A 22,803-nucleotide genomic window follows, 5' to 3' on the forward strand; every position below is an offset into this window, starting at 1 on the left:
GGCTGTCCAGATTGCGCGCTCCCCATAGCCGCTCGGCCCGCAAGGAGCAAGCAAAGCCCCGCCTCTCGCGGCAATTCCCCGGCTAGGGCGGTCAGCGCAGCACGAAGTCCACGGCCTTTGGCGGCGGCGGCAGGTCCGTATCGCCCAGCCCGCCGCGCAGCGCGATCTCGATGGTGGTGGCATAGGCCGTGAGCGGCATGGCGTTCTGCTTGTCCGAAAAGGGCTCTTCCAGTTCCTCGGCCAGCGCGTCGAGGCCGAAGAACGCATAGGCCACAAGCCCGGTCGCCAGCGGCGCGATCCAGCCCAGCGTGTCGGCGAAGCCGAAGGGCAGGATGATGCAGTAGATATAGGCGGTGCGGTGCAGCAGCAGCGAATAGGCGAAAGGCACCGGCGTGCTGGCCAGCCGCTCGCAGCCAAGCAGCGCTTGCGCCATGCGCGACAGGCTCTCGTGCAGCACCAGCGTCTCGACCTGCGTAAGCGCGCCGCTGCGCTCCAGCGTCGAGACAATGCGCCCGGCCTCGGTGAGCGCCGCATCGGCGGTCTCGGGGCTCTGTCCCGCGCCGCCGCCGCGGAGCTGCTGTCCGGCGCGTTTGGCGAAGCGGACGATCGCCAAAAGCAGCGCACGGCGTTCCTGCGTGCCCTCGATCATCACCGTCTGGCGCAGCAGGTCGCGGGCGGTCTGGATCATCAGCCCCCAAAGCTTGCGCGCCTCCCACCAGCGGTCATAGCAGGCACCGTTGCGGAAGCTCAGGAAGATCGACAGCGCGATGCCAATCAGCGCGAAGGGGGCCGGATCGAGCGACGGCACGAGGCCGGGAAACTGGCGGTGCGCGAAAACCACGGCGATCGAGATCAGCACCACGGCCAGCAGCTGGATCCAGATTTTCTGGACCACCGAGCCCTTGAGAACGAAGAAAAGCCCGAGCAGGCCGGGACGTTTGCGCAGGATCACGGGAGGCACCTATGGATTTGACGCGGTCTCTTGCGCGGCGCGCGGCGGCACCCTCCCGCGAACCGCCCGTCCGGCAGGTCGAGCGTTAATCCCCGGCACCGCCCGGCGCAACGCCGCGCCCGCCGCGCGTGCCCGCCTGCGGCGTTCGGACGCGGCCCGCGCTCCCGCTTCTTCTCTTTCCAAATACGCCGGGGGTGAATTCGCGCAGCGAAGAGGGGGCAGCGCCCCCAAACCCCAGCGCCTCCACCTCAACACCTGCCGCCCATGGACTCCGCCGGTCTCTCTGCCTATCTGCAGCCCAAAGGAAACCGCCACCCATTTGCCGAAGGAGGCGCTGCCATGTCGCAAGAACTGGAAAGCCTGCAGGAACGCATCGCGCATCTTCTGCGCGCGGTGGATGATCTGTCCGAGACCGTGGCGCGGCAGGACAAGGATATCGCCCTGCTGCAATACCGGGTGCAGATGCTGCTCGAACGCGAGGCCGAGCGCGAGACCGACGGTGGCGGCGGCGTGGTCATCGGCGACGAGCGGCCGCCGCACTACTGAGCGGGGCTGAACACGACTGAGCGCGACTTGAACACCGCGCGGCTCAGTGCCGTTCGAGTGCGACCACCTGCCCGTCGTGCAGCAGCATGTTCACATATGAGGCGCTGCCGAAGGTCGGATAGACGCTGAGGAAGGCGGTATCGCGCGCCAGCCGGGTCATCGCGCGGCCACAGGGCTTGCCGCTGGAGACGCGGCAGACCTCGGCCTTCACCGTCTCATAGGCGCCCTGCACCGGTCCGCTGGGCAGCGTGTGCCCCGCCAGCCCATAGCGCAACTCCTCGTGCAACTGCGGCGCGCCGAAAAGCGCCAGCGCGCCGGTCACCTGCCGCGCGCAGCCATCGTCGAAGCCGGTGATATAAAGCGCCCGCGCTGCCGTGGTTCCGGGGCGGCTGTCATAAAGCACATAGCCGCGGCGGTTCTCGGGGTATTGCGCCACCGGAACGCCAAGCTGCCGGCCCGGCACGCCGCAGACCCGCGCGATCTCGCCATAGGGCAGGGCGGTGCCAAAGGGCACCTGCTGCGCATCCGGCCCGCTGCCCGCCTTTGCCGCGCTGGCCCTGCCGCCGAGCCAGCCAAGCAGCCCGCCCTGCGGCGCCGTTTGGGCGCGGCGCGCGGGGGTCTGTGTGCTTTCCAGAAATCCACCGTCTTCGGTCAGTTCGGCTTCCGAGGGCAGCGCGGCGCTCTCACCGGCGTCCTCGGCCAGTTCGACCTCGGACAGGCGCGGCACGTCGCGCGTCTCACTGCAGGCGGCCAGCGCCGCCAGTGCGAGGCCGCAGCCAAGGCCTCCAAAGCGTGAAGTCAGGGCAGGGCGGTGCAAAAGCGGTCTCCCGGCTGAGGTCTGGCGAGGGTGTTTGCGATGCCGTAATGGCGCCGAAAACTTTAACCTTCGTTTAACCTTTGGCCGGGGCCAAATCCACAAACCCTTTGTGCCGCGCAGAAAATCGGCGGCGGCGCGCCGAGGGTCGGGGCTCAGAAGTCCTCGACCGCCAGCACCCCGCCCAGCGATTTCACCGCGCCCTTGATCTCGGGAGTCACCGGGAAGTCCTGCTGCAAGTCCATCTCGACCTCGCCGGGCAGCCCGTTGTCGGCAAGGCAGAGCCGGATCGGCCCGCGCCCGGCTTTGGGCATCTGTTCGGCGGCGCGGCTCAGCACCGAAGCGATCTGGTTGATCGCCCCCGCGCCCTCGATCCAGATCTTCAGCCCCGTGGCCCCGGCGCCCGCAACCACCTGCTCGACCGGCCCCACAGAGCGCGCCAGCAGCTTGAGCTGGTCGCTCTCCATCGTGGCCTCGACGGTGATCACCACCTTCGAGCCGGTCTCGAGAAACTCGCGGCTCTTCTCCAGCGTCTCAGAGAAGAGCGTCACCTCATAGGCGCCCGTGGGGTCCGACAGCTGCGCAAAGGCAAAGCGGTTGCCCTTGGCCGATTTGCGCTCCTGCCGCCCGGCGACAACGCCCGCCAGCTTGGCGATGCAGGGACCGCCGCGCGCCTTGTTGGTCGCCTCTTCGAGGGTCATCACGTCGCGCCGCTTCAGCGCGGGCATGTAATCGTCGAGCGGGTGGCCCGACAGGTAAAAGCCGATGGCCTTGAACTCTTCCGACAGCCGCTCTGCGGGCAGCCAGTCGGGCACCGGCGAAAGCCGCGGCTCGGGCAGGTCATCCCCGGCCTCACCAAACAGCGAGACCTGCGCCGACGCCTTCTGCTCGTGGATCGCGGCAGAATAGGCGACCAGCGCATCGAGGCTGTCGAACACCCGGCGGCGGTTCTTGTCGAGCTGATCGAAGACACCGGCGCGGGCCATCATCTCCATCGGGCGCTTGCCGACGCGCTTCAGATCGACCCGCCGCGCCACGTCAAAGAGCGTGGTGAAGGGCGTGTCGCCGCGCCCTTCGACCACCAGCCGCATGGCATCAAGGCCGACGTTCTTCAGCGCGCCGAGCGCATAGACCAGTTCGCCCTCGACCACGTCGAAGCTCGCCTGCGAGCGGTTGATGCAGGGCGGCACATAGGGCAGCTTCAGCCCGTTCTTCGTCTCGTCGAAATACACGGCGAGCTTGTCGGTCAGGTGGATATCGCAGTTCATGACGCCCGCCATGAACTCCACCGGGTGGTTCGCCTTCAGCCAAGCGGTCTGGTAGGACACCACCGCATAGGCCGCCGCGTGCGATTTGTTGAAGCCGTAGTTGGCGAATTTCTCCAGAAGGTCGAAGACCTCGGTGGCCTTCTTCTTGTCGACGCCGTTCTCAGCCGCGCCTTTCTCGAATTTCGGGCGCTCGGCGTCCATCGCCTCCTTGATCTTCTTGCCCATGGCGCGGCGCAGCAGGTCGGCGCCGCCGAGCGAGTAGCCCGCCATCTCCTGCGCGATCTGCATCACCTGTTCCTGATAGACGATGATTCCCTGCGTCTCGGCAAGGATGTGGTCGATCGACGGGTGCACCGAGGTGATCTCGCGCAGCCCGTTCTTCACCTCGCAATAGACCGGGATGTTCTCCATCGGGCCGGGGCGGTAGAGCGCCACGAGCGCCACGATGTCCTCGATACAGGTGGGCTTCATGCGCTTGAGGGCATCCATCATGCCCGAGCTTTCCACCTGGAACACCGCCACCGTCTTGGCCGCCGAGTAGAGCTCATACGTCTTCTCGTCATCCAGCGGGATGAGGTTCATCTGGTTTTCCGCGCCCTCGGGCGGATCGTAAAGCTCTGCGCCATCGGCGGCGACATGGATCGGGCGCCCCGACTTCAGGATCAGGTTCACCGCGTTCTGGATCACCGTCAGCGTCTTCAGGCCAAGGAAGTCGAACTTCACCAGACCCGCCTGTTCTACCCACTTCATGTTGAACTGGGTGGCGGGCATGTCCGAGCGCGGATCCTGATAGAGCGGCACCAGTTGATCCAACGGGCGGTCGCCGATCACCACGCCCGCGGCGTGGGTCGAGGCGTTCCGCAGCAGCCCCTCGACCTGCTGGCCATAGGTCAGCAGCCGGTCGACGACCTCTTCGTTGCGCGCCTCTTCACGCAGCCGCGGCTCATCCTGCAGCGCCTTCTCGATAGAGACGGGTTTGACGCCCTCGACGGGGATCATCTTCGACAGCCGGTCAACCTGCCCATAGGGCATCTGCAGCACCCGGCCCACGTCGCGCACGGCGGCCTTGGACAGCAGCGCGCCGAAGGTGATGATCTGCCCCACCTTGTCGCGCCCGTATTTCTCCTGCACGTAGCGGATCGTTTCCTCGCGCCGGTCCATGCAGAAGTCGATGTCGAAGTCGGGCATCGACACACGTTCGGGGTTGAGGAAGCGCTCGAACAGCAGCGAGTAGCGCAAAGGGTCGAGGTCGGTGATGGTCAGCGCATAGGCAACCAGCGAGCCCGCGCCCGAGCCGCGGCCCGGACCGATGGGAATGTCGTTGTCCTTCGACCATTTGATGAAGTCGGCAACGATCAGGAAGTAGCCGGGAAAGCCCATGCCCTCGATGATGCCAAGCTCGAAGTCGAGCCGCTTCTGGTACTCCTCGACCGAGACCGCATGCGGGATCACCGCCAGACGCGCCTGCAAGCCTTCGTTGGCCTGCCGCCGCAGTTCCTCGACCTCGTCGTCGGCGAATTTCGGCAGGATCGGGTCGCGGCGATAGGCCATGAAGGCGCAACGCTTGGCGATCTCGACGGTGTTCTCGATGGCCTCGGGCAGGTCGGCGAACAGCGTCGCCATCTCCTGCGGGCTCTTGAGGTAGTGCTGCGACGTCAGGCGGCGGCGCGGCTCCTGCTGGTCGACATAGGCCCCCTCGGAAATACAGATCAGCGCGTCATGCGCCTCATACATCTCGGCCTTGGGGAAATAGACGTCGTTGGTGGCGACCAGCGGCAGGCCCATCTCATAGGCCATCTCCACATGGCCGCGCTCGGCGATGCGCTCTTCGGGCGGCAGGCCATTCTCTCCGGGGTGGCGCTGCAGCTCGACGTAAAGCCGGTCGTCGTAAATCTGATGCAGCCGGGTCAGCAGCGTCTGCGCCGCGGCGCGGTGGTTCTCGCGCAGGTGCCGGCCAATGGGGCCGTCGGGGCCACCCGAAAGGCAGATCAGCCCCGCGCCATAGGTCTCGAGCTCCTCCAGCGTCACATGCGCCTCCTGCCCGTCGCCGCGCAGGTAGAGGCAGGAGTTGAGCTTCATCAGGTTCTCGTAACCGCGCTCATTCTGCGCCAGCAGCACGATGGGGGCGGGGCTCTTGGGCTTTTCACCCGGAACCGGCTCGACGTAGCGTAGATCGACCTGACAGCCGATGATCGGCTGCACGCCAGCGCCGCTGGCGGTCACCGAAAACTCCAGCGCCGAAAAGAGGTTGTTGGTGTCCGTCACCGCCACGGCGGGCATTTCCATGGCCTCGCAGAGGCCTGGCAGCTTCTTCAGCCGCACGGCCCCTTCAAGCAGGGAGTATTCGGTATGGACGCGGAGGTGGATGAATCGGGGATCGCTCATGAGGGCAGAGTATTGCGCCCGTGCGCCGCGCGAAAGAGCCGCCGTGGCCAGGGCGCCGAACTTTGACCGGCTGGTGCCAGAGGCGCTCCCAGTGGCGCTCCCAAAGGCGATGCCTCAAATCGGTTATGCAAATCCACATTTGCGCAAACTTCCCGCCCCATTTCCGGCGAAATGATTTGCGACACTGCCCCTGTTGGCGCAATCAATTTAACGCGATACCCAGTGAGTGACGAGTGACGGTGAAGAACGCGATGGCAGGCTATGAGGTGCAGGGCGCGCAGACGCAGCCAGCGTCCGCCGTCGCTCCCGATGTTCCGGCAACTGGGCGCAGACGTCAGGCGCTGGCGCTGGCCGCGCGGCTGCTGCCGGGGCTGACCGGACGGTTCCTCGCTGGCCGCTATATGAGCTCCCCATCCTATCTCGATCCCGAAAAGACCCGCCGGGAGGCGCGGCTGCTGCCGCTCGGAAAAGACATGGCGGTGCTGCGCTACCCCGCGTCGGGCAAGGCGGCTGCGACGCGGCGGGTGCTGATCGTGCCGGGCCATGACGGGCACGCGCGGCAGTTCGTCCGGCTGGTGGCCAGCCTGCGCCGCAGCGGGGCGCAGGTCGATCTGCTGGTGCTGCCCGGCCATCTGCGCAAAGGCCGCACGCGCTGCGGGTTGGTCGAGATTGTCCGGGCGATCCACCAATGCGGCGACAGCCACGGCCCCTATGACGCGGTGGCGGCGCATTGCGTTTCGGCCAGCGGGCTGCTCTTCGCCATGGCCGAAGGGTTTTCCTGCCAGCGGTTCGCTCTGATCTCGACGCCGGTGGACCTGATGAAGCTGATGCGGCTCGGGGCCACGCAATATGGGATATCGGGGCGCTGCCTCGCAGCCTTTGAGCGCCGGGTGAGCCAGCTTTGCGGACCCTACCGGCCTGACACCCCGTGGCGCTCCTTGGTGGAGGCGCGGACCGAGCCTGCGCTGGTGCTGCACGCGCGGCATGATTTCGCCGCGCCATCCGCCGACGCCCGCGATCTCGCGCAGGCCCTGCCCAAAGCACAGCTGGACCTTCTCGAGCAGGGCGATCACAACTCGATCCTTGGCATGACCTCGGCGATCCGCAGTCTCACAGAGTTTCTGACGCGCCCCTGATCAACGCACAGCCTTAAATTTACGCAAAGTGCCCGCATATGCGGCAAATCACCGTGTTTTCTGGGGGAATTCAACGCAGCTTTGCGCGGCGTTGCCTGCGAAACGGGCAGTTTTTCCTTGCCAAGCGCGAAGCGCCGCGCCTAGCCTTACGTCCAAAGCGATAATAATCCGCGCGCTTTCTACGCCGCATCGAGAGCGCGCAGCGGGGATGTGATCATGGTAAGGCGGCAGGTCATCAACATGGACATCTCCTTTCTTCTGAACGGGGAAAAGGTCGTGCTGCGCGACGTCTGCCCGACGCGCACGGCGCTCGACTGGCTGCGCGAAGAACGCGGGCTGCGCGGCACCAAGGAAGGTTGCAACGAAGGCGACTGCGGTGCCTGCACGGTGATGGTCACCGACGCGCAGGGATCGCGGGCGGTCAACGCCTGCATCCTCTCCCTGCCGCAGCTTGACGGAAAGGCGCTGCGCACGGTCGAGGGCATCGCGGGCCCCTATGGCACGCCGCACCCGGTGCAGCAGGCGATGGTCGATCACCACGGCTCGCAATGCGGTTTCTGCACGCCGGGCTTCGTGGTTTCCATGGCCACGGCCCATCTCAACGGCGACACCGGGCATGATGACGCGCTGGCGGGCAACCTCTGCCGCTGCACCGGCTATGCGCCGATCATCCGCGCCGCCGAGGCCGCCGAAAGCGCGCCCGTGCCGGACTGGATGGCCGACCGGGACTTCCTCTTGGCGCAAATATCCTCGGGGGGGCTCGGCGCAGCCGAGCGGGGGGCAGACAGCCACCCTTCGGCAGTTTCCGCCCCCGAAAGCGCGGATGAGCTGGCGCGCCTCTACGAACAGAGCCCCGATGCCACGCTGGTGGCGGGTGCCACCGACGTCGGCCTCTGGGTCACCAAGCAGCTGCGCGAGCTTGATCAGGTGATCTTCCTGCACCGCTGCGCCGATCTGCAGCAGATCGAGGTCACCGATGATGCGATACGCATCGGCGCAGGGGTCACCATGGACCGCGTGCTGGTGCTGATGAAAGAGCATTTCCCCAGCTATGCCGAGATGCTGCGCCGTTATGGCTCGGCGCAGGTGCGGGCGGCGGCAACCATCGGCGGCAATATCGCCAACGGCTCGCCCATCGGGGACAACCCGCCGGTGCTCATCGCGCTGGGCGCCACGCTGCATCTGCGCAAGGGCGATGTCCGGCGCGAGGTGCCGCTCGAGGCGTTCTTCCTCGAGTACGGCAAGCAGGATCGCGCGCCCGGCGAGTTCGTCGAGGCCGTCAGCATTCCGCGGCAGGACGACCGGCTGCGCGTCTACAAGCTGTCGAAACGCTTCGATCAGGACATCTCGGCAGCCTGCGGTGCCTTCGTGATCCGCACCAAAGCGGGCGTGATCACCGAGGCGCGCATCGCCTTTGGCGGCATGGCGGGGATCCCCAAGCGCGCCTCAAAGGTCGAGGCGGCGCTGATCGGCCAGCCGTGGAGCGACGATGCGGTGATCGCCGCGTGGGAAGCCTGGACGCAGGACTACCAGCCGATGTCCGACATGCGCGCCAGCGCCGAATACCGGCTCAACGCCGCGCGCAACATGCTGACCCGCTACCTGCTGGCCGATCTCGGCGCGGCGACTGACGTGCGCGAGGTGACCGCATGAGCGTGACGAAACCTCTGCCGCATGACGCGGCGCCGCTGCATGTCTCGGGCAAGGCCCGCTATATCGACGACATCCCGCTGCCGGCGGATTGCCTGCATCTGGCGTTTGGTCTGTCGACCATCGCCGCCGGGACGATCACCTCCATCGACCTCTCTGCCGTCCGCGCCGCTCCCGGCGTGGTGAAGGTCTGGGAGGCGAAGGACCTGCCGTCGGATTGCGACTGTTCGGCCTCGCTGCACGACGAGCCGCTGTTGTCGGACGGCACCATCCACTATCTGGGGCAGCAGATCTTCCTTGTGGCCGCCACCAGCCATCTTGCCGCGCGCAAGGCGGCGCGGCTGGCCAAGATCACCTATGACCAACGCGAGCCGATCCTGACCATCGAGCAGGCGCTGGCGGCGGACAGCCGCTTCGAGCAGGGGCCGATCCTCTGGCAGAAGGGCGACACCGCCGAAGCGCTCAAGGCCGCGCCGATCACGCTCAGCGGCTCGCTCGAGATGGGCGGGCAAGAGCATTTCTATCTCGAAGGGCAGGCGGCGCTGGCGCTGCCGCAGGAAAACGGCGATCTGCTGGTCTCCAGCTCCACCCAGCACCCCACCGAGATTCAGCACAAGGTCGCCCACGCGCTGCACCTGCCGATGCACGCGGTGCGGGTCGAAACCCGGCGCATGGGCGGCGGCTTTGGCGGCAAGGAAAGTCAGGGCAACGCGCTGGCCATCGCCTGCGCCGTGGCGGCGCATGAGACCGGGCGTCCGGCCAAGCTGCGCTACGACCGCGACGACGACATGATGATCACCGGCAAGCGCCATGACTTCCGGATCGATTATACCGTCGGTTTCGACGAAGAGGGTCGTCTGCGGGCGGTGGATTTCACCCAGTACACCCGCTGCGGATGGGCGCAGGACCTGTCGCTGGCCGTGGCCGACCGCGCCATGCTGCACGCCGACAACGCCTATGACATCCCGGCCATGCGGGTCGAGAGCCACCGGCTCAAGACCAATATGCAAAGCGCCACCGCCTATCGCGGCTTTGGCGGCCCGCAGGGCATGTTCGGTATCGAGCGGGTGATGGATCATGTGGCGCATCACCTGAAGATGGACCCGGCTGAGCTGCGCCGCCGCAACTACTACGCCGACCTCGTCCCCGCGGGGACGGCTGAGGAGGATGTCCCCGCGGGGACAGAGCCGCTGGCACATGACGACAGCGACGATCTGGCCTCGCGCGGGGCGCTCGCCGGAGCCGATGCGGGCGAGGGCGCGCAGCACCCGACGCGGGCTCCCGAGGCCCCGCAGCAGACCCACTATGGTCAGCCGGTCGAGGATTTCATCCTCGGCGCGCTGACCGAGAAGCTGGAGCAGAGCAGCGATTACGCCGCCCGCCGCGCCGCCATTGCCGAGTGGAACAAGGCCAGCCCGCTGCTGAAAAAGGGCATCGCCATCTCGCCGGTGAAGTTTGGCATCTCCTTCACGCTCACCCATCTCAATCAGGCCGGGGCGCTGGTGCATGTCTATCAGGACGGCTCGATCCAGCTGAACCACGGCGGCACCGAGATGGGGCAGGGGCTGTTTCAGAAGGTCGCGCAGGTGGCCGCCGCACGCTTCGGCGTGCCGCTGGAGATGGTGAAGATCACCGCCACCGACACCGGCAAGGTGCCCAACACATCGGCCACCGCGGCCTCTTCGGGCTCGGACCTCAACGGCATGGCGGTGAAGGCCGCCTGCGACACGATCCGCGACCGTATGGCCGCGCATCTGGCCGAACTCCATCAGGACCTGCCCGAGAACGTGCGTTTCGAGGGCGGCATGGTGCATGTGGGCGGCACCGACCTCAGCTTCGAAGAGGCGGCGGTGCTGTGCTATCAGGGCCGCGTCTCGCTCTCGTCCACGGGCTATTACAAGACGCCCAAGGTCGACTGGGACCGTGTGCGCGGGCAGGGGCGGCCGTTCTTCTACTTCGCCTATGGCGCGGCGGTGACCGAGGTGGTCATGGACACGCTCACCGGCGAATACCGCATCCTGCGCGCCGACATCCTGCACGACTGCGGCGCCTCACTGAACCCGGCGCTGGATATCGGCCAGATCGAGGGCGGCTATGTGCAGGGCGCGGGCTGGCTCACCACCGAGGAACTGGTCTGGGACGGCAAGGGCGCGCTGCGCACCCATGCCCCCTCGACCTACAAGATCCCCGCCTGCTCGGACCGGCCGGATGTGTTCAACGTGGCGCTCTGGGACGGGCACAACGTGGAAGAGACCATCTATCGCTCCAAGGCGGTGGGCGAGCCGCCCTTCATGCTGGGCATCTCGGCCTTCCTTGCGCTGTCGGATGCGGTGGCGGCCTGCGGCGAGGCCTATCCCGACCTGCGTGCCCCGGCGACGCCCGAGGCGGTGCTGGATGCGGTGCGGAGCGTGCAGAATGGGCTTTGACCTCGACGCCCTTCGCGCAGCGGTCGCGGCGCATGGCCGGGTCGCCCGCGTGGTGATCGCCGAAGTGGCGGGCTCGGCCCCGCGCGAGGTGGGCTGCGCCATGCTGGTCTGGAACGACGGCGGCACGCTGCGCCAGAGCGGCACCATTGGCGGCGGCGCGCTGGAGCTTATGGCGGCAGAGCAGGCGCTGCGCGCGCCGGGGCTCAGCCGCCACCCGCTCGGCCCGGGGCTGGGGCAATGCTGCGGCGGCGCGGTGACGCTCTGGACCGAGGTGTTCGACGCGGCGGCGCTGGCGGCGCTGGAGGGGGCCGAGATCATCGCCCGCGGCGAAGGCGCGCGCCCGCTTGCGGTGCAGCGCCTGATCGACCGCGCCCGCGCGCAGGGCAAGCCGCCCGAGTCGCAACTGGTGCAGGGCTGGATGGTCGAGCCGCTGGCGCGCCCGGCGCGGCAGCTGTGGATCTGGGGCGCAGGCCATGTGGGCCGCGCCATGGTGGGCGTGATGGCACCGCTGCCCGATCTGGCGATCACCTGGGTCGATACCGGTCCCGAGCGCTTTCCGGATGAGGTGCCCCAGGGCGTCACCGTGCTGCCCGCCGCCGATCCGGCGCTGGCGGTGCCGCATGCGCCCAAGGACGCCGATCACCTCATCCTCACCTACAGCCACGAGCTTGACCTCGCGCTCTGCCACGCGCTTCTCAGCCATGATTTCGGTTTCGCCGGGCTGATCGGCTCCGAGACAAAATGGGCGCGGTTTCGCAAGCGGCTGCAGGCGCTTGGACATGGCGATGCGCAAATCGCGCGCATAACTTGTCCAATTGGTCAAAAAATCTACGGACGACACCCGCAGGCGATTGCCATCGGCGTGGCCGGACAGCTATTGGGGCAAAAAAAGGGGGAGGGGACGGCGTGCAGGACACACTTCTCAGCATCCGGGGCCTGACCAAGGCCTATCCCGGTGTCGTGGCCAATGACGATGTCTCCTTCGACATCGACAAGGGCGAGATCCACGCGCTGCTCGGCGAGAACGGCGCGGGCAAATCGACGCTGGTGAAGATGATCTTCGGGCTGGTGAAGCCCGACAGCGGCGAGATGCTGATGGATGGCGCCGCCTATGCGCCGGGCAAACCCTCGGACGCACGCCGCGCGGGCGTCGCCATGGTGTTCCAGCATTTCTCGCTCTTCGAGGCGCTGGACGTGGCCGAGAACGTGGCGCTCGGCATGGAGAACCCGCCGAAGCCCCGCGATCTGGCGCGGCAGATCCGCGAGGTGTCGGAAACCTACGGCCTGCCGCTCGATCCCACGCGCACCGTCGGCACGCTGTCGGCGGGCGAACGGCAGCGGGTCGAGATCATCCGCTGCCTGCTGCAGAACCCGCGTCTGCTGATCATGGACGAGCCGACCTCGGTGCTCACCCCGCAGGAAGTTGAGATCCTCTTTGAGACGCTGAACAAGCTGCGCTCGGAGGGCACCTCGATCCTCTATATCTCGCACAAGCTCGAGGAAATCCGCGCGCTTTGTGACACCGCCTCGATCCTGCGGCGGGGCCGCAACGTGGCCACCATCGTGCCGCGCGACGTCACCGCCCGGCAGATGGCGGAATTGATGGTCGGCGCGAGCTTCGACACGCCCGCGGCGCGTGGCGGCGCAAAGGGCGAGGTGCTGCTCAGCACCAAGGGTCTGTCGCTGCCCGCCCCCGGCGCTTTCGGCACACCGCTGCGCGAGGTCTCGCTGGAGGTGCGCGCCGGCGAGGTGCTGGGGATCGGCGGGGTCGCGGGCAACGGTCAGGACGAGTTGCTGATGGCGCTCTCGGGCGAGCGGCTGGCGCCTGGGGGCACGATCTTCTTCAAGGGCGAGGACATCAGCCGCACCGGCCCCATCGGCCGCCGCGACGCGGGGCTGCTGTCGGGCCCCGAAGAGCGTCTGGGCCATGCCGCCGCGCCCAATATGAGCCTGACCGAAAACGCCGTGCTCACCGCCGCGCGGCGCGAGTCGCTGGTGCAGCGCGGGCTCATCGACTGGAAACGCGCCAAAGCCTTTGCCGAAGAGGTGATCGAGCGCTTCGACGTGCGCACCCCGGGGCCGGGCACGGCGGCGCGGGCGCTCTCGGGCGGCAACCTGCAGAAATTCGTCGTCGGGCGCGAGATCGCCCAGAACCCCGAGGTCTTCGTGGTCAACCAGCCCACATGGGGCGTCGATGCCGCCGCCGCCGCGGCGATCCGGCAGGCGCTGCTCGACCTCGCCGCCAAGGGCGCGGCGATCATCGTGATCAGCCAGGACCTCGACGAGCTTATGGAAGTCTCAGACCGTTTCGCGGCGCTCAACGAGGGGCGGCTCTCGCCCTCCCGCGCGGTCGCCGAGCTCGATATCGAAAAGATCGGCCTGATGATGGGCGGCGCGCATGACATGGAGGTGGCCCATGTGGATGCCTGACCTCCGGCGCGGCGCGGCTTGGCTGCCTGCGGAAATGCGTATTTGTGAAGAGAAGAAGCCTAAAGCTTTGATCTTCGGCGCAGTGCCGTCCGCTTCTTCTCTTTCCAAATACGCATGGCGCGCCGCAGACATCTGCGCGGCGCCGGTGGGAGGCTTTGCATGATCCGCCTCGAAAAACGCCCGCAGCCGTCGCGGCTCTGGACCATCGTGACGCCGCTGCTGGCGGTGGTGCTGACCATGGTGGTGGGCGGCATCATGTTCGCGCTCCTTGGCAAGCCGCCGCTGGAGGCGATCCGCACGATCTTCTGGGATCCGCTGTTTCACCCGCAGTTCGCCGGGTATTCGCGGCCGCAGCTTCTGGTGAAGGCCGGGCCGCTGATCCTCATCGCCATCGGCCTGTCGATCGGTTTCCGCGCCGGTATCTGGAACATCGGTGCCGAGGGGCAATACATCATGGGCGCGGTCACCGGCGCCGCGGTGGGGCTGGCCTTCTACCCCTCTGAAAGCGCGCTGCTGTTCCCGCTGATGGTGGTCGCAGGCGCGCTCGGCGGCTGGGCCTGGGGGATGATCCCGGCGATCCTCAAGACCAAATTCGGCACCAATGAAATTCTCGTGTCGCTGATGCTGGTCTATGTGGCCGAGAACATCCTCGCCTCGGCCTCGGCGGGCTGGCTGCGCAGCCCCGAAGGCATGGGCTTTCCCGGCTCGCGCAATTTCAAGCAATGGCCCGCGGTGTTCAACGACGAGCTGATCGCCAACACCGGCCTGCATTGGGGCGTGGTGAGCGCGCTAATCGCGGTGATTGCCGCCTATGTGCTGATGGCGCGGCATATTCAGGGCTTCAACATCCGCCTCACCGGCGAGGCACCGCGGGCGGCGCGCTTTTCGGGAGTCAGCCCGGCGCGCATCGTCTTTCTGTGTCTCGGCATCTCCGGCGCGCTGGCGGGCATGGCGGGGCTGTTCGAAGTGACCGGCCCGGCGGGGCAGATCACCATCGATTTCAACTCGGGCTATGGGTTCACCGCGATCATCGTCGCCTTTCTCGGGCGGCTGCATCCGGTGGGCATCCTGCTCGCGGGCCTGTTGATGGCGCTGACCTATATCGGCGGTGAGCTGGCGCAGCTGATGCTCGGCCTGCCCGGCGCGTCGATCCAGCTGTTCCAGGGCATGCTGCTGTTCTTCCTGCTGGCCACCGATGTCTTCACCAATTACCGCATCCGCTTTGCCAAGAGGGAGCTGGCCTGATGGATCCCGTACTTCTTGTGGCCTCGATCATGGTCTCGGCGACGCCCATCCTGCTGGCGGCGATCGGCGAGATGGTGGTCGAAAAGGCCGGCGTTCTGAACCTCGGGGTCGAGGGCATGATGATCACCGGCGCGGTGATCGGCTTTGCCGTGGCGGTGAGCACCGGCTCGCCGGTGCTGGGCTTTGCCGGCGCGGCTCTGGGCGCGGCGGTGCTGTCGCTGAGTTTCGGGTTTCTGACCCAGTATCTTCTGTCCAATCAGGTGGCGACGGGCCTTGGGCTGACGCTGGTGGGGCTGGGGCTGTCGGCGCTGGTTGGCGCCTCTTTCGAGGGGGTGCGCGCGCCGGGGCCGGGCAAGCTGTGGATCCCCGGGCTGGCCGAGATCCCGGTGCTGGGGCCGATGCTGTTCCGCCATGACTTCATGGTCTACGTGAGCCTGCTGCTGGTGGCGGGGGTCTGGGCGTTCCTGAAATACACCCGCGCCGGGCTGATCCTGCGCGCGGTGGGCGAGGACCACGAAAGCGCCCATGCGCTTGGCTACAAGGTGGTGCGGGTGCGCATGGCGGCGATCTTCTTCGGCGGCGCCTGCGCGGGGCTCGGCGGCGCCTATGTCAGCCTCGTGCGCGTGCCGCAATGGACCGAAGGCATGACCGCGGGCGCGGGCTGGATCGCGCTGGCCATCGTCGTCTTTGCCAGCTGGCGCCCGCTTGGGGTGCTGATCGGCGCCTATCTCTTTGGCGGGGTCACCGTGCTGCAGCTGAACCTTCAGGCGGCGGGCACCAATGTGCCGGTCGAGCTGCTGTCGATGTCGCCCTATCTGATCACCATCATCGTGCTGGTCGTCATCTCGGCCCGCGGGGTGCATGGCGCGCCCGGATCGCTGGGGCGCTCTTTCCACGCCTCCGCGTAAGCGGGGCACAGGCCTGATCTGGGGAAACCGGACGGTATTGAATACAGTTTGAACTCAGGGAGACTGAACAGAATGAAACGCAGAACGCTTCTTGCCTCGGCCGCCGTTGGCCTTGCTCTTGCAGCCGCCCCGGCCTTTGCGCAGGACGTGCCGAAGATCGGCTTTGTCTACGTCGGTCCGGTGAACGACGGCGGCTGGTCGCAGCACCACCATGAATCCGCGATGAAGATGAAAGAGCACTTCGGCGATCAGATCGAGCTGATCGAGCAGGAGAGCGTGCCCGAGGGAGCCGATGCCGAGCGCGTGCTGACCCAGATGGCGCTGTCGGGCGCGGACCTGATCTTCACCACCTCCTTCGGCTACATGGACCCGACGATCAACGTCGCGGCGAAATTCCCGGACGTGAAGTTCGAGCATGCCACCGGCTATAAGACCGCCGACAACGTCTCGGCCTATTCGGCGCGCTTCTACGAAGGCCGCGCGGTCACCGGTTATCTTGCTGGCGCGATGACCAAGTCGAACAAGATCGGCTACATCGGCTCTTTCCCGATCCCCGAAGTGATCCGCGGCATCAACTCGTCGTTCCTGCACGCCAAGAAGGCCAACCCGGACGTCGAGATGTCGGTGGTCTGGCTGTCGACCTGGTTCGACCCGGCGAAAGAGGCGGATGCGACGCAGGCGCTGCTCGATCAGGGCGTCGACGTGGTGCTGGCGCACACCGACTCCACCGCGCCGCTGTCGGTGCTGGAGAAGGCTGGCGGCTACGGCTTCGGTCAGGCGGCGGACATGTATGACTACGCCCCCGAGCCGCGGCTGTCGTCGATCATCGACGATTGGGCGCCCTACTACATCGACCGCGTGCAGGCGATCGTCGATGGCACCTGGGAGAGCCAAAACGTCTGGCAGGGCATCGGTGACGGCATGGTCGGCATCGGCGAGATCACCGGCCCGGTGCCTGAGGACGTGAAAGCCACCGCCGAGAAGATGAAGGCCGATATCGCGGCGGGCGACTACCACCCGTTCACCGGCCCGATCAACAAGCAGGACGGCTCGGCGTGGCTGGCCGAAGGCGAAGTGGCCGAAGACGGTGTGCTTGCGGGCATGGATTTCTACGTCGAAGGTCTGACCGGCGAGATCCCGAACTGATCGCCGCCGCGACGTGAGCATCGCGCCGCCGGGAGCTTTTCCCGGCGGCGTTTTCTTTGGGCGCCTGCGGGCTGGATGCTTCATTGTTCCTCAAATACGCCCCGACGTTTGCCCGGCGCGGCGCTGGCGGCTGCCTCCGGCGGGCGTATTTGGAAAGAGAAGAAGGGACCTGAGATGGCGGCGCAGCAAGGCGCACCGCGCGTGGCGCTGGTGCTGGGGGCGGCGGTCTGGGCCGGTGGGCGGCCCTCGCCGACGCTGGAGCGGCGGGCGCTGCATGCCGCGCGGCTCTGGCGGGCAGGGGAGGTTTCGCTGGTGCTCGCCTCGGGCGGGCTTGGGCGGCATGGCCCCTCCGAGGCCGAGGTGATCGCAAGGCTCTGCCGGGAAGCGGGGGTGCCGGATGCGGCGATCTGCCTTGAGGCGCGGTCGACCAGCACCGAGGAGAACCTGCGTTTCTCGCTGCCGCTGCTGCGGCAGATGGGGGCAGGGGAGGTGGTGCTTGTCACCGATGGGTTTCACGCGCCGCGCGCGCGTCTGGCGGCGCGGCGGCTGGGGCTGGCGCGGCAGGTCGGAGGGCTGCGCAGCGCCTCGCCGAAGGTGGCGCTGTCGGGGCGGCGGATCCGTGCCGGTCTGCGCGAGGTGCCCGCCTATCTGTGGTACGCGCTGACGCTGCGGGCGTGAGCCTCAGAGAATCCCGATCTCGGCCAGCGCGCCAGCCAGTTCCGGCGGCAGCTCGTCGTCATCGGGGCGCGACTCGGTCAGATCGGGCGGCGCATCCTCGGGCGAGAGGTAGCGCCAGCCCTGAAACGGGCGGCGCGGCGCCGCGGCGACGCGGTGGATCTGCGGGTCGAGCACCAGCGCGCAATGGCGGGTGCCGTCGCTGCCGGTCACCTCGTCGAGCCGCAGAACGCGCTGCCGGCATTGGATCATCCGCTTGAAAACCCAGTAGATCGAGCCACCGTTCAGCAGCTCGGCCTCGCGCTTGGGCCACATGCGGGTGACATGGCAGGGCAGGCCGTCGGCGGTCTGCGCCGCGCGGCCCGATTGCCATGCCGCCAATGTCTTGACGCTTTCAGTGCCGACGCTGAGCTTGATGAGATGGATATGCTGAGCCACGCAGTGCCCCACGGAGTCGTGAAAAAGATGGATATATATTGTAGCCTTTGCGAGAGGAGCTTCAAGCAGTGGTAGGACTACCGTGAAAAAACGTGTATCCTTTCGTATCATGCGTTCTTGCATCGGCTGGGCGCTGGCGATAGTCCCTCCGGCCTGCCACCTGCTGCGCGACTCTGCCGCCGCGCCTCACCATCCGACGAGCCAACAAGGAAGTCTGCTGCCATGACTCGCTTTGCCGCCCCCATCGCCGAACAGATCTGGGACATGAAATACCGCTTCAAGGAAGCGGACGGGACCCCGATCGACCAAAGCGTCGAGGACAGCTGGCGCCGCATCGCGCGCGCGCTCGCCTCGGTCGAGACGGATGCGGACGCATGGGAAGCGAAATTCTACGGCGCGCTCGAGGACTTCCAGTATCTGCCCGCGGGTCGGATCACCGCTGGCGCTGGCACCGCGCGCTCGGTGACGCTGTTCAACTGCTTCGTCATGGGCACGATCCCCGACAGCATGTCGGGCATTTTCGACATGCTGAAAGAGGCCGCGCTGACCATGCAGCAGGGCGGTGGCATCGGCTATGATTTCTCGACCATCCGCCCCAAGGGCGCGCATGTGGCGGGCGTCGCCGCCGACGCCTCGGGGCCGCTGTCGTTCATGGATGTCTGGGACGCCATGTGCCGCACGATCATGTCGGCGGGCTCGCGCCGGGGCGCGATGATGGCCACCATGCGCTGCGACCACCCGGATGTGGAGCAGTTCATCTCGGCCAAGGCCGACAGCGCGCGGCTGCGCATGTTCAACCTGTCGGTGCTGGTCACCGATCCCTTCATGGAAGCGGTGAAGGCAGATGGCTCGTGGGATCTGCAGTTCGATGGCAAGGTCTACCACACGGTCAAGGCGCGCGACCTGTGGAACAAGATCATGAAGGCCACCTATGATTACGCCGAGCCGGGCGTGATCTTCATCGACCGGATCAACAAGGCCAACAACCTCAGCTACATCGAGCAGATCGCCGCGACCAACCCCTGCGGCGAGCAGCCGCTGCCGCCCTATGGCGCCTGCCTGCTGGGCTCGATCAACCTCGCGCGGCTGGTGGACACGCCGTTCGAGACCGGCGCGGAGATCCCCGAGGCAAAGCTCGACGAACTGGTGGCCCTCGCGGTGCGCATGATGGACAACGTCGTGGATGCGTCGAACTTCCCGCTGCCGCAGCAGGCCGAGGAAGCGCAGAACAAACGCCGCATCGGCCTTGGCGTCACCGGCCTTGCCGACGCGCTGCTGATGATGGGCCTGCGCTACGGCTCGGAAGAGGCGGCGGCGCAGACCGAAAGCTGGCTCAAGCGCATCGCGCGGGCGTCCTATCTGGCCTCGGTGGAACTGGCCAAGGAGAAGGGCGCTTTCCCGCTCTTCGATGCCGAGAAGTTCCTCGCTTCGGGCAATATGGAGCAAATGGACGATGACGTGCGCGAGGCGATCCGCACCCATGGCATCCGCAACGCGCTGCTGACCTCCATTGCGCCCACCGGCACCATCTCGCTCTACGCGGGCAACGTGTCGTCGGGCATCGAGCCGGTGTTCGCCTATGCCTACACCCGCAAGGTGCTGCAGAAAGACGGCACCCGCACCGAGGAAGAGGTGGTCGATTACGCCGTGCAGATGTGGCGCGACAAGTTTGGCGACGCCGAACTGCCCGACTATTTTGTCAACGCCCAGACGCTGGCCCCGCTCGAGCATGTGCGTATGCAGGCGGCGGCGCAGAAATGGATCGACAGCTCGATCTCCAAGACGATCAACTGCCCCGAGGATATCTCCTTCGAAGGCTTCAAGGACGTCTATATGGAAGCCTATGAGACCGGCTGTAAGGGCTGCACCACCTACCGTCCGAACGATGTGACCGGCTCGGTGCTGTCGGTTTCGGAAAGCGCCGACAAGACCCCCGCCGAGAGCCCCTCGGTGGCCACGGAAACCGGCGAGGCCGGGGCCGAGGTGGTCTATATGTCCGAGCCGCTGGACCGTCCGCAGTCGCTCGAAGGGCACACCTACAAGCTCAAATGGCCCGACAGCGAGCATGCCATTTACCTGACGATCAACGACATCATCGTCGGCGGCCACCGCCGTCCGTTCGAGGTCTTCATCAACTCCAAGAACATGGAGCATTATGCCTGGACCGTGGCGCTGACGCGGATGATCTCGGCGGTGTTCCGGCGCGGCGGCGATGTCTCCTTCGTGGTCGAGGAACTCAAAGCGGTGTTCGATCCGCGCGGTGGCGCCTGGGTTCAGGGCAAATACATCCCCTCGATCCTTGCGGCGATTGGTGGGGTGATCGAAAAGCACCTGATCGCTACGGGCTTCCTCGAAGGCGAGGGCAAGGGCCTGAAGGCGGATCCCACCGCCAAGGTCGTCGGCCTTGACGCGCCCCGCGGCAAAGCCTGCCCCTCCTGCGGCCAGTTCTCGATGATGATGGTCGAAGGCTGCATGACCTGCTCGAGCTGCGGGCATTCCAAGTGCGGGTGAGATGGGGTTGAGACGTAGAGTCTATCGTCCGACATCGGGATTACGTCTTTGCGACAAAAACCGGGTTTTTAAACCGGAGCGAGGTTCAAGGCAGTCTTCTGGCTGGAGGGTGAAGAAAGGGCGGTGCCGTGAGGCACCGCCCTTTTCTTTCGAGAAGCTGGCCCGCTTGGTCAGTCCGCAAGCGCCGCTTCAACGTCCTTCTTGAGGTACACGTGACCGTAGTCAAAACCATCCGGGCTAAAAGGGGTGACACCTGCCGCACGCAGCCTGTGGGACAATGACTGCCAGGTGGTCCCTTTCGCCCGGGAGAGGAGCCTAAGGGTGGTGAAGCGGAGGTAGAAGGCAGCAGCGTCCTCAGTGCCAATGAACCGCTGCATCGCCCCGGTCCGGGGATTACGCATCTCAGTTGTGGGCACGTGCCCTTGACGCACCAGTCTGTTCAGGTAGACCGGGTTGCCCAGTCCGACCGTCTTAGTGAACAGTTCCAGCGACACGGCCGACGGTGTCTCTTGGGCAAGGGCCTGAGCAACTTCATCGTGGTAGACGTGGATCGACGCGTATCCATCAAACTGCGCGTTGCGCGCTACCCGCTGAATTCTGCCGTCCCAAATCGCGCGGATGATATCGGCCGGACGTAGCTTCAGGCGCTGCGCCGACTTTGCGATGCTTTCCCAACCATGCTGGGCCTGCTGAATAGTTTCGGCCCCGATCAACAGGCGGTCCATAAAGGCCCTTCCTTCACGCGGATCCCAGACGTGCTTGGTATCTGCGTCCACCAGAGAGGGCTGCAAAATGCCGTCTTCAACCAAAAGGTTGAACTGGGAACGCCCGATATCAAAGGCATCGAAAAATTCTTTCGCGGACATCAAGTTGATCAAAGATGCAAGCATCGGCCTCGCGGCTTCGGCCTCGAAGACAGCCCATGCGTCCGGCAAACTGGCATCGATCATGGAGGATGCCTCGAGCAACTTGCGCAGACGGCGGGAATCGATCCCGGTCTCCTCGGCTGCAGTTCGCACCGAATGCAGCTTCCGCACCGTCACAGCTGTGCCAAGTAATTCGTCTCCAGGCCCTAAAGGCCAGCTTTCTCGAAGGTGCTGCGTGAAGACTTCTCGATATGGCGCGAAATCTGGATCATCAACGTAATCGTATGCCAGGCCATCGTAGAGTGAGGGGAACACGGCCTTCGGGCCACGGCGCGGTTCGGCGCAGTGGTTCAGTTTCTGTAGCTCCCTGAGAATTGCTTGCGCGCCGTGTCGCGCAACATCGAAGCCGGATTGATAGCAGGCCCACACCGAGCCAGGTGCGATTTGCGAAGCGTTGATGCCTTGAAGTCGCAGGAGCGCGGTACCTAGAAGCCGGCAGAAAACGGATGCCGCATGCAGGGGGTGGTCATCCAGCCACGTTTTTTCGTGAGGGCCGCCGGTCAGTCTTTGATCGAACCAGATCTCGAAGTCAGTCGCTTCGCGTTCATCACCGCCGAGACTCTCGTCCATTACGCGATCGGCAATCAGGCGAAACTGTGTTGATGTGTCGTAGCGCTGTGTCTGTTCAGAGACCTTCCACAAGACGACCAATTCGCGTTCGTGACGCAGGCAAAGGCTGACATGGTGGATCAGCCAGTGGGACCGGAATGTCATCGCTCGATGCGACGGTAGGGTTGAGCCTTCAATGTCTTCGCGAAGGCAGCAAGGGAGACCCCGCACTTCGGACGTCAGTAACGGACGCACTGGGAAGAGATGGTCCCGAATGCCGCGCTTGGCCGATCCAACAATCTTGGGTGTCCACTCGCGGAAAACTCCGCCCGGCTGCCCACAAAGGTGGCCGAGAGCCTCCAGACTCGACTGCTCACCCTTAAGCACGGCGGTAAAGGGAATCTCGACATCGCGGCCGAAATCAGCTGCGGAGACGCCCCCTACCGCTGCTAGTCGAGACATCGCGGCAAAAGCAGGCTCCCGGTCGCGGAGCGTGGTGTGAAGTGGAGATCGGAACTGCGGAGTTGTCATGCAGGTCAGGTATGAGCCGGGACTTCATCTGTCAAAGGTTCAGGATGTACCCCATGCCAAGAAGAGCCGAGGAGGGTTCACTGGCGGCCTCTGAGCCGGGCGGAAAAGGATGCTTGAGCGCCAAAATAGCTCCACGCTTCATCGAGTTGTCCGGCCGCTGGGCGGGAAACACGAGCTCGCGACAACCGCGAAACCACCCGACGGCTTTTGCGACAGGGGACATTCACAGCGGAGCCAGCCAAGTCGACCTTGCTGTGCCAGGCTTTC

At 66.0% G+C, this 22,803-nt stretch carries 17 protein-coding genes; 12 read left to right on the forward strand and 5 right to left on the reverse strand.

Features of this window, described 5'->3' with window-relative positions:
* Positions 1-91: 91 nt before the first annotated feature.
* Positions 92-952 carry a bestrophin family protein gene (locus G0A00_RS22540; RefSeq protein WP_164185076.1) on the reverse strand — a complete coding sequence of 287 codons (861 nt, stop codon included), beginning with the start codon at positions 950-952 and terminating at the stop codon, positions 92-94.
* A 339-nt stretch (positions 953-1,291) separates the two neighbouring features.
* Here G0A00_RS22540 and G0A00_RS22545 point away from each other — a divergent pair, with 339 nt between their 5' ends.
* Complete coding sequence (locus G0A00_RS22545) at positions 1,292-1,498, forward strand: SlyX family protein (RefSeq protein ID WP_193789530.1); 207 nt, start codon at positions 1,292-1,294, stop codon at positions 1,496-1,498.
* 43 nt (positions 1,499-1,541) lie between these two features.
* Here the strand turns inward: G0A00_RS22545 and G0A00_RS22550 are convergent, their stop codons facing one another.
* Positions 1,542-2,315 carry a hypothetical protein gene (locus tag G0A00_RS22550; protein ID WP_164184875.1) on the reverse strand — a complete coding sequence of 258 codons (774 nt, stop codon included), beginning with the start codon at positions 2,313-2,315 and terminating at the stop codon, positions 1,542-1,544.
* 152 nt (positions 2,316-2,467) lie between these two features.
* Complete coding sequence (gene dnaE / locus G0A00_RS22555) at positions 2,468-5,965, reverse strand: DNA polymerase III subunit alpha (RefSeq protein ID WP_066108850.1); 3,498 nt, start codon at positions 5,963-5,965, stop codon at positions 2,468-2,470.
* A gap of 233 nt (positions 5,966-6,198) precedes the next feature.
* On the opposite strand from dnaE, the gene G0A00_RS26910 reads away from it, so the two are divergent.
* The 10 genes from G0A00_RS26910 (at position 6,199) to G0A00_RS22605 (ending at position 17,584) form a co-directional block, all read left to right on the forward strand.
* Positions 6,199-7,101 carry an alpha/beta hydrolase gene (locus G0A00_RS26910; protein ID WP_164184876.1) on the forward strand — a complete coding sequence of 301 codons (903 nt, stop codon included), beginning with the start codon at positions 6,199-6,201 and terminating at the stop codon, positions 7,099-7,101.
* A gap of 240 nt (positions 7,102-7,341) precedes the next feature.
* Positions 7,342-8,754, forward strand: coding sequence for a xanthine dehydrogenase small subunit (gene xdhA, locus G0A00_RS22565; RefSeq protein ID WP_164184894.1), 1,413 nt, complete (start codon positions 7,342-7,344; stop codon positions 8,752-8,754).
* Positions 8,751-11,177 carry a xanthine dehydrogenase molybdopterin binding subunit gene (xdhB, locus tag G0A00_RS22570; protein WP_164184877.1) on the forward strand — a complete coding sequence of 809 codons (2,427 nt, stop codon included), beginning with the start codon at positions 8,751-8,753 and terminating at the stop codon, positions 11,175-11,177. Before xdhA ends, xdhB begins: the two co-directional genes overlap by 4 nt.
* Entirely contained in the window at positions 11,167-12,117 is a 951-nt protein-coding gene (xdhC, locus tag G0A00_RS22575) for a xanthine dehydrogenase accessory protein XdhC (RefSeq protein ID WP_164184878.1), read from the forward strand. The genes xdhB and xdhC overlap by 11 nt, the downstream gene beginning before the upstream one ends.
* Positions 12,084-13,607, forward strand: coding sequence for an ABC transporter ATP-binding protein (locus G0A00_RS22580; RefSeq protein WP_164184879.1), 1,524 nt, complete (start codon positions 12,084-12,086; stop codon positions 13,605-13,607). Before xdhC ends, G0A00_RS22580 begins: the two co-directional genes overlap by 34 nt.
* A complete protein-coding gene (locus tag G0A00_RS22585) occupies positions 13,594-13,770 on the forward strand; it encodes a hypothetical protein (RefSeq protein WP_164184880.1) in 177 nt (58 codons plus the stop codon). Before G0A00_RS22580 ends, G0A00_RS22585 begins: the two co-directional genes overlap by 14 nt.
* Positions 13,767-14,852 (forward strand): ABC transporter permease, encoded by a 1,086-nt coding sequence (locus G0A00_RS22590; protein ID WP_164184881.1) that lies wholly within the window; start codon positions 13,767-13,769, stop codon positions 14,850-14,852. Before G0A00_RS22585 ends, G0A00_RS22590 begins: the two co-directional genes overlap by 4 nt.
* Entirely contained in the window at positions 14,852-15,760 is a 909-nt protein-coding gene (locus tag G0A00_RS22595; protein ID WP_066108872.1) for an ABC transporter permease, read from the forward strand. The genes G0A00_RS22590 and G0A00_RS22595 overlap by 1 nt, the downstream gene beginning before the upstream one ends.
* 72 nt (positions 15,761-15,832) lie before the next feature.
* Positions 15,833-16,906: a BMP family ABC transporter substrate-binding protein gene (locus tag G0A00_RS22600; protein WP_164184882.1), complete on the forward strand. Its 1,074-nt coding sequence runs from the start codon at positions 15,833-15,835 to the stop codon at positions 16,904-16,906.
* A 174-nt stretch (positions 16,907-17,080) separates the two neighbouring features.
* On the forward strand, positions 17,081-17,584 hold the full coding sequence (locus tag G0A00_RS22605) for a YdcF family protein (protein WP_164184883.1): 504 nt from the start codon (positions 17,081-17,083) through the stop codon (positions 17,582-17,584).
* A gap of 3 nt (positions 17,585-17,587) precedes the next feature.
* Here the strand turns inward: G0A00_RS22605 and G0A00_RS22610 are convergent, their stop codons facing one another.
* The gene (locus G0A00_RS22610) at positions 17,588-18,019 is read right to left on the reverse strand and encodes a DUF1489 family protein (protein ID WP_066110429.1); all 432 of its coding nucleotides are present in this window, start codon (positions 18,017-18,019) and stop codon (positions 17,588-17,590) included.
* Positions 18,020-18,241: 222 nt separating this feature from the next.
* On the opposite strand from G0A00_RS22610, the gene G0A00_RS22615 reads away from it, so the two are divergent.
* Complete coding sequence (locus tag G0A00_RS22615) at positions 18,242-20,530, forward strand: adenosylcobalamin-dependent ribonucleoside-diphosphate reductase (protein ID WP_164184884.1); 2,289 nt, start codon at positions 18,242-18,244, stop codon at positions 20,528-20,530.
* 170 nt (positions 20,531-20,700) lie between these two features.
* Here the strand turns inward: G0A00_RS22615 and G0A00_RS22620 are convergent, their stop codons facing one another.
* On the reverse strand, positions 20,701-22,536 hold the full coding sequence (locus tag G0A00_RS22620) for a TniQ family protein (protein ID WP_164184885.1): 1,836 nt from the start codon (positions 22,534-22,536) through the stop codon (positions 20,701-20,703).
* Between the last annotated feature and the right edge of the window lie 267 nt (positions 22,537-22,803).

The organism is Salipiger sp. PrR002, assembly GCF_010500775.1.
Classification (GTDB): domain Bacteria; phylum Pseudomonadota; class Alphaproteobacteria; order Rhodobacterales; family Rhodobacteraceae; genus Salipiger.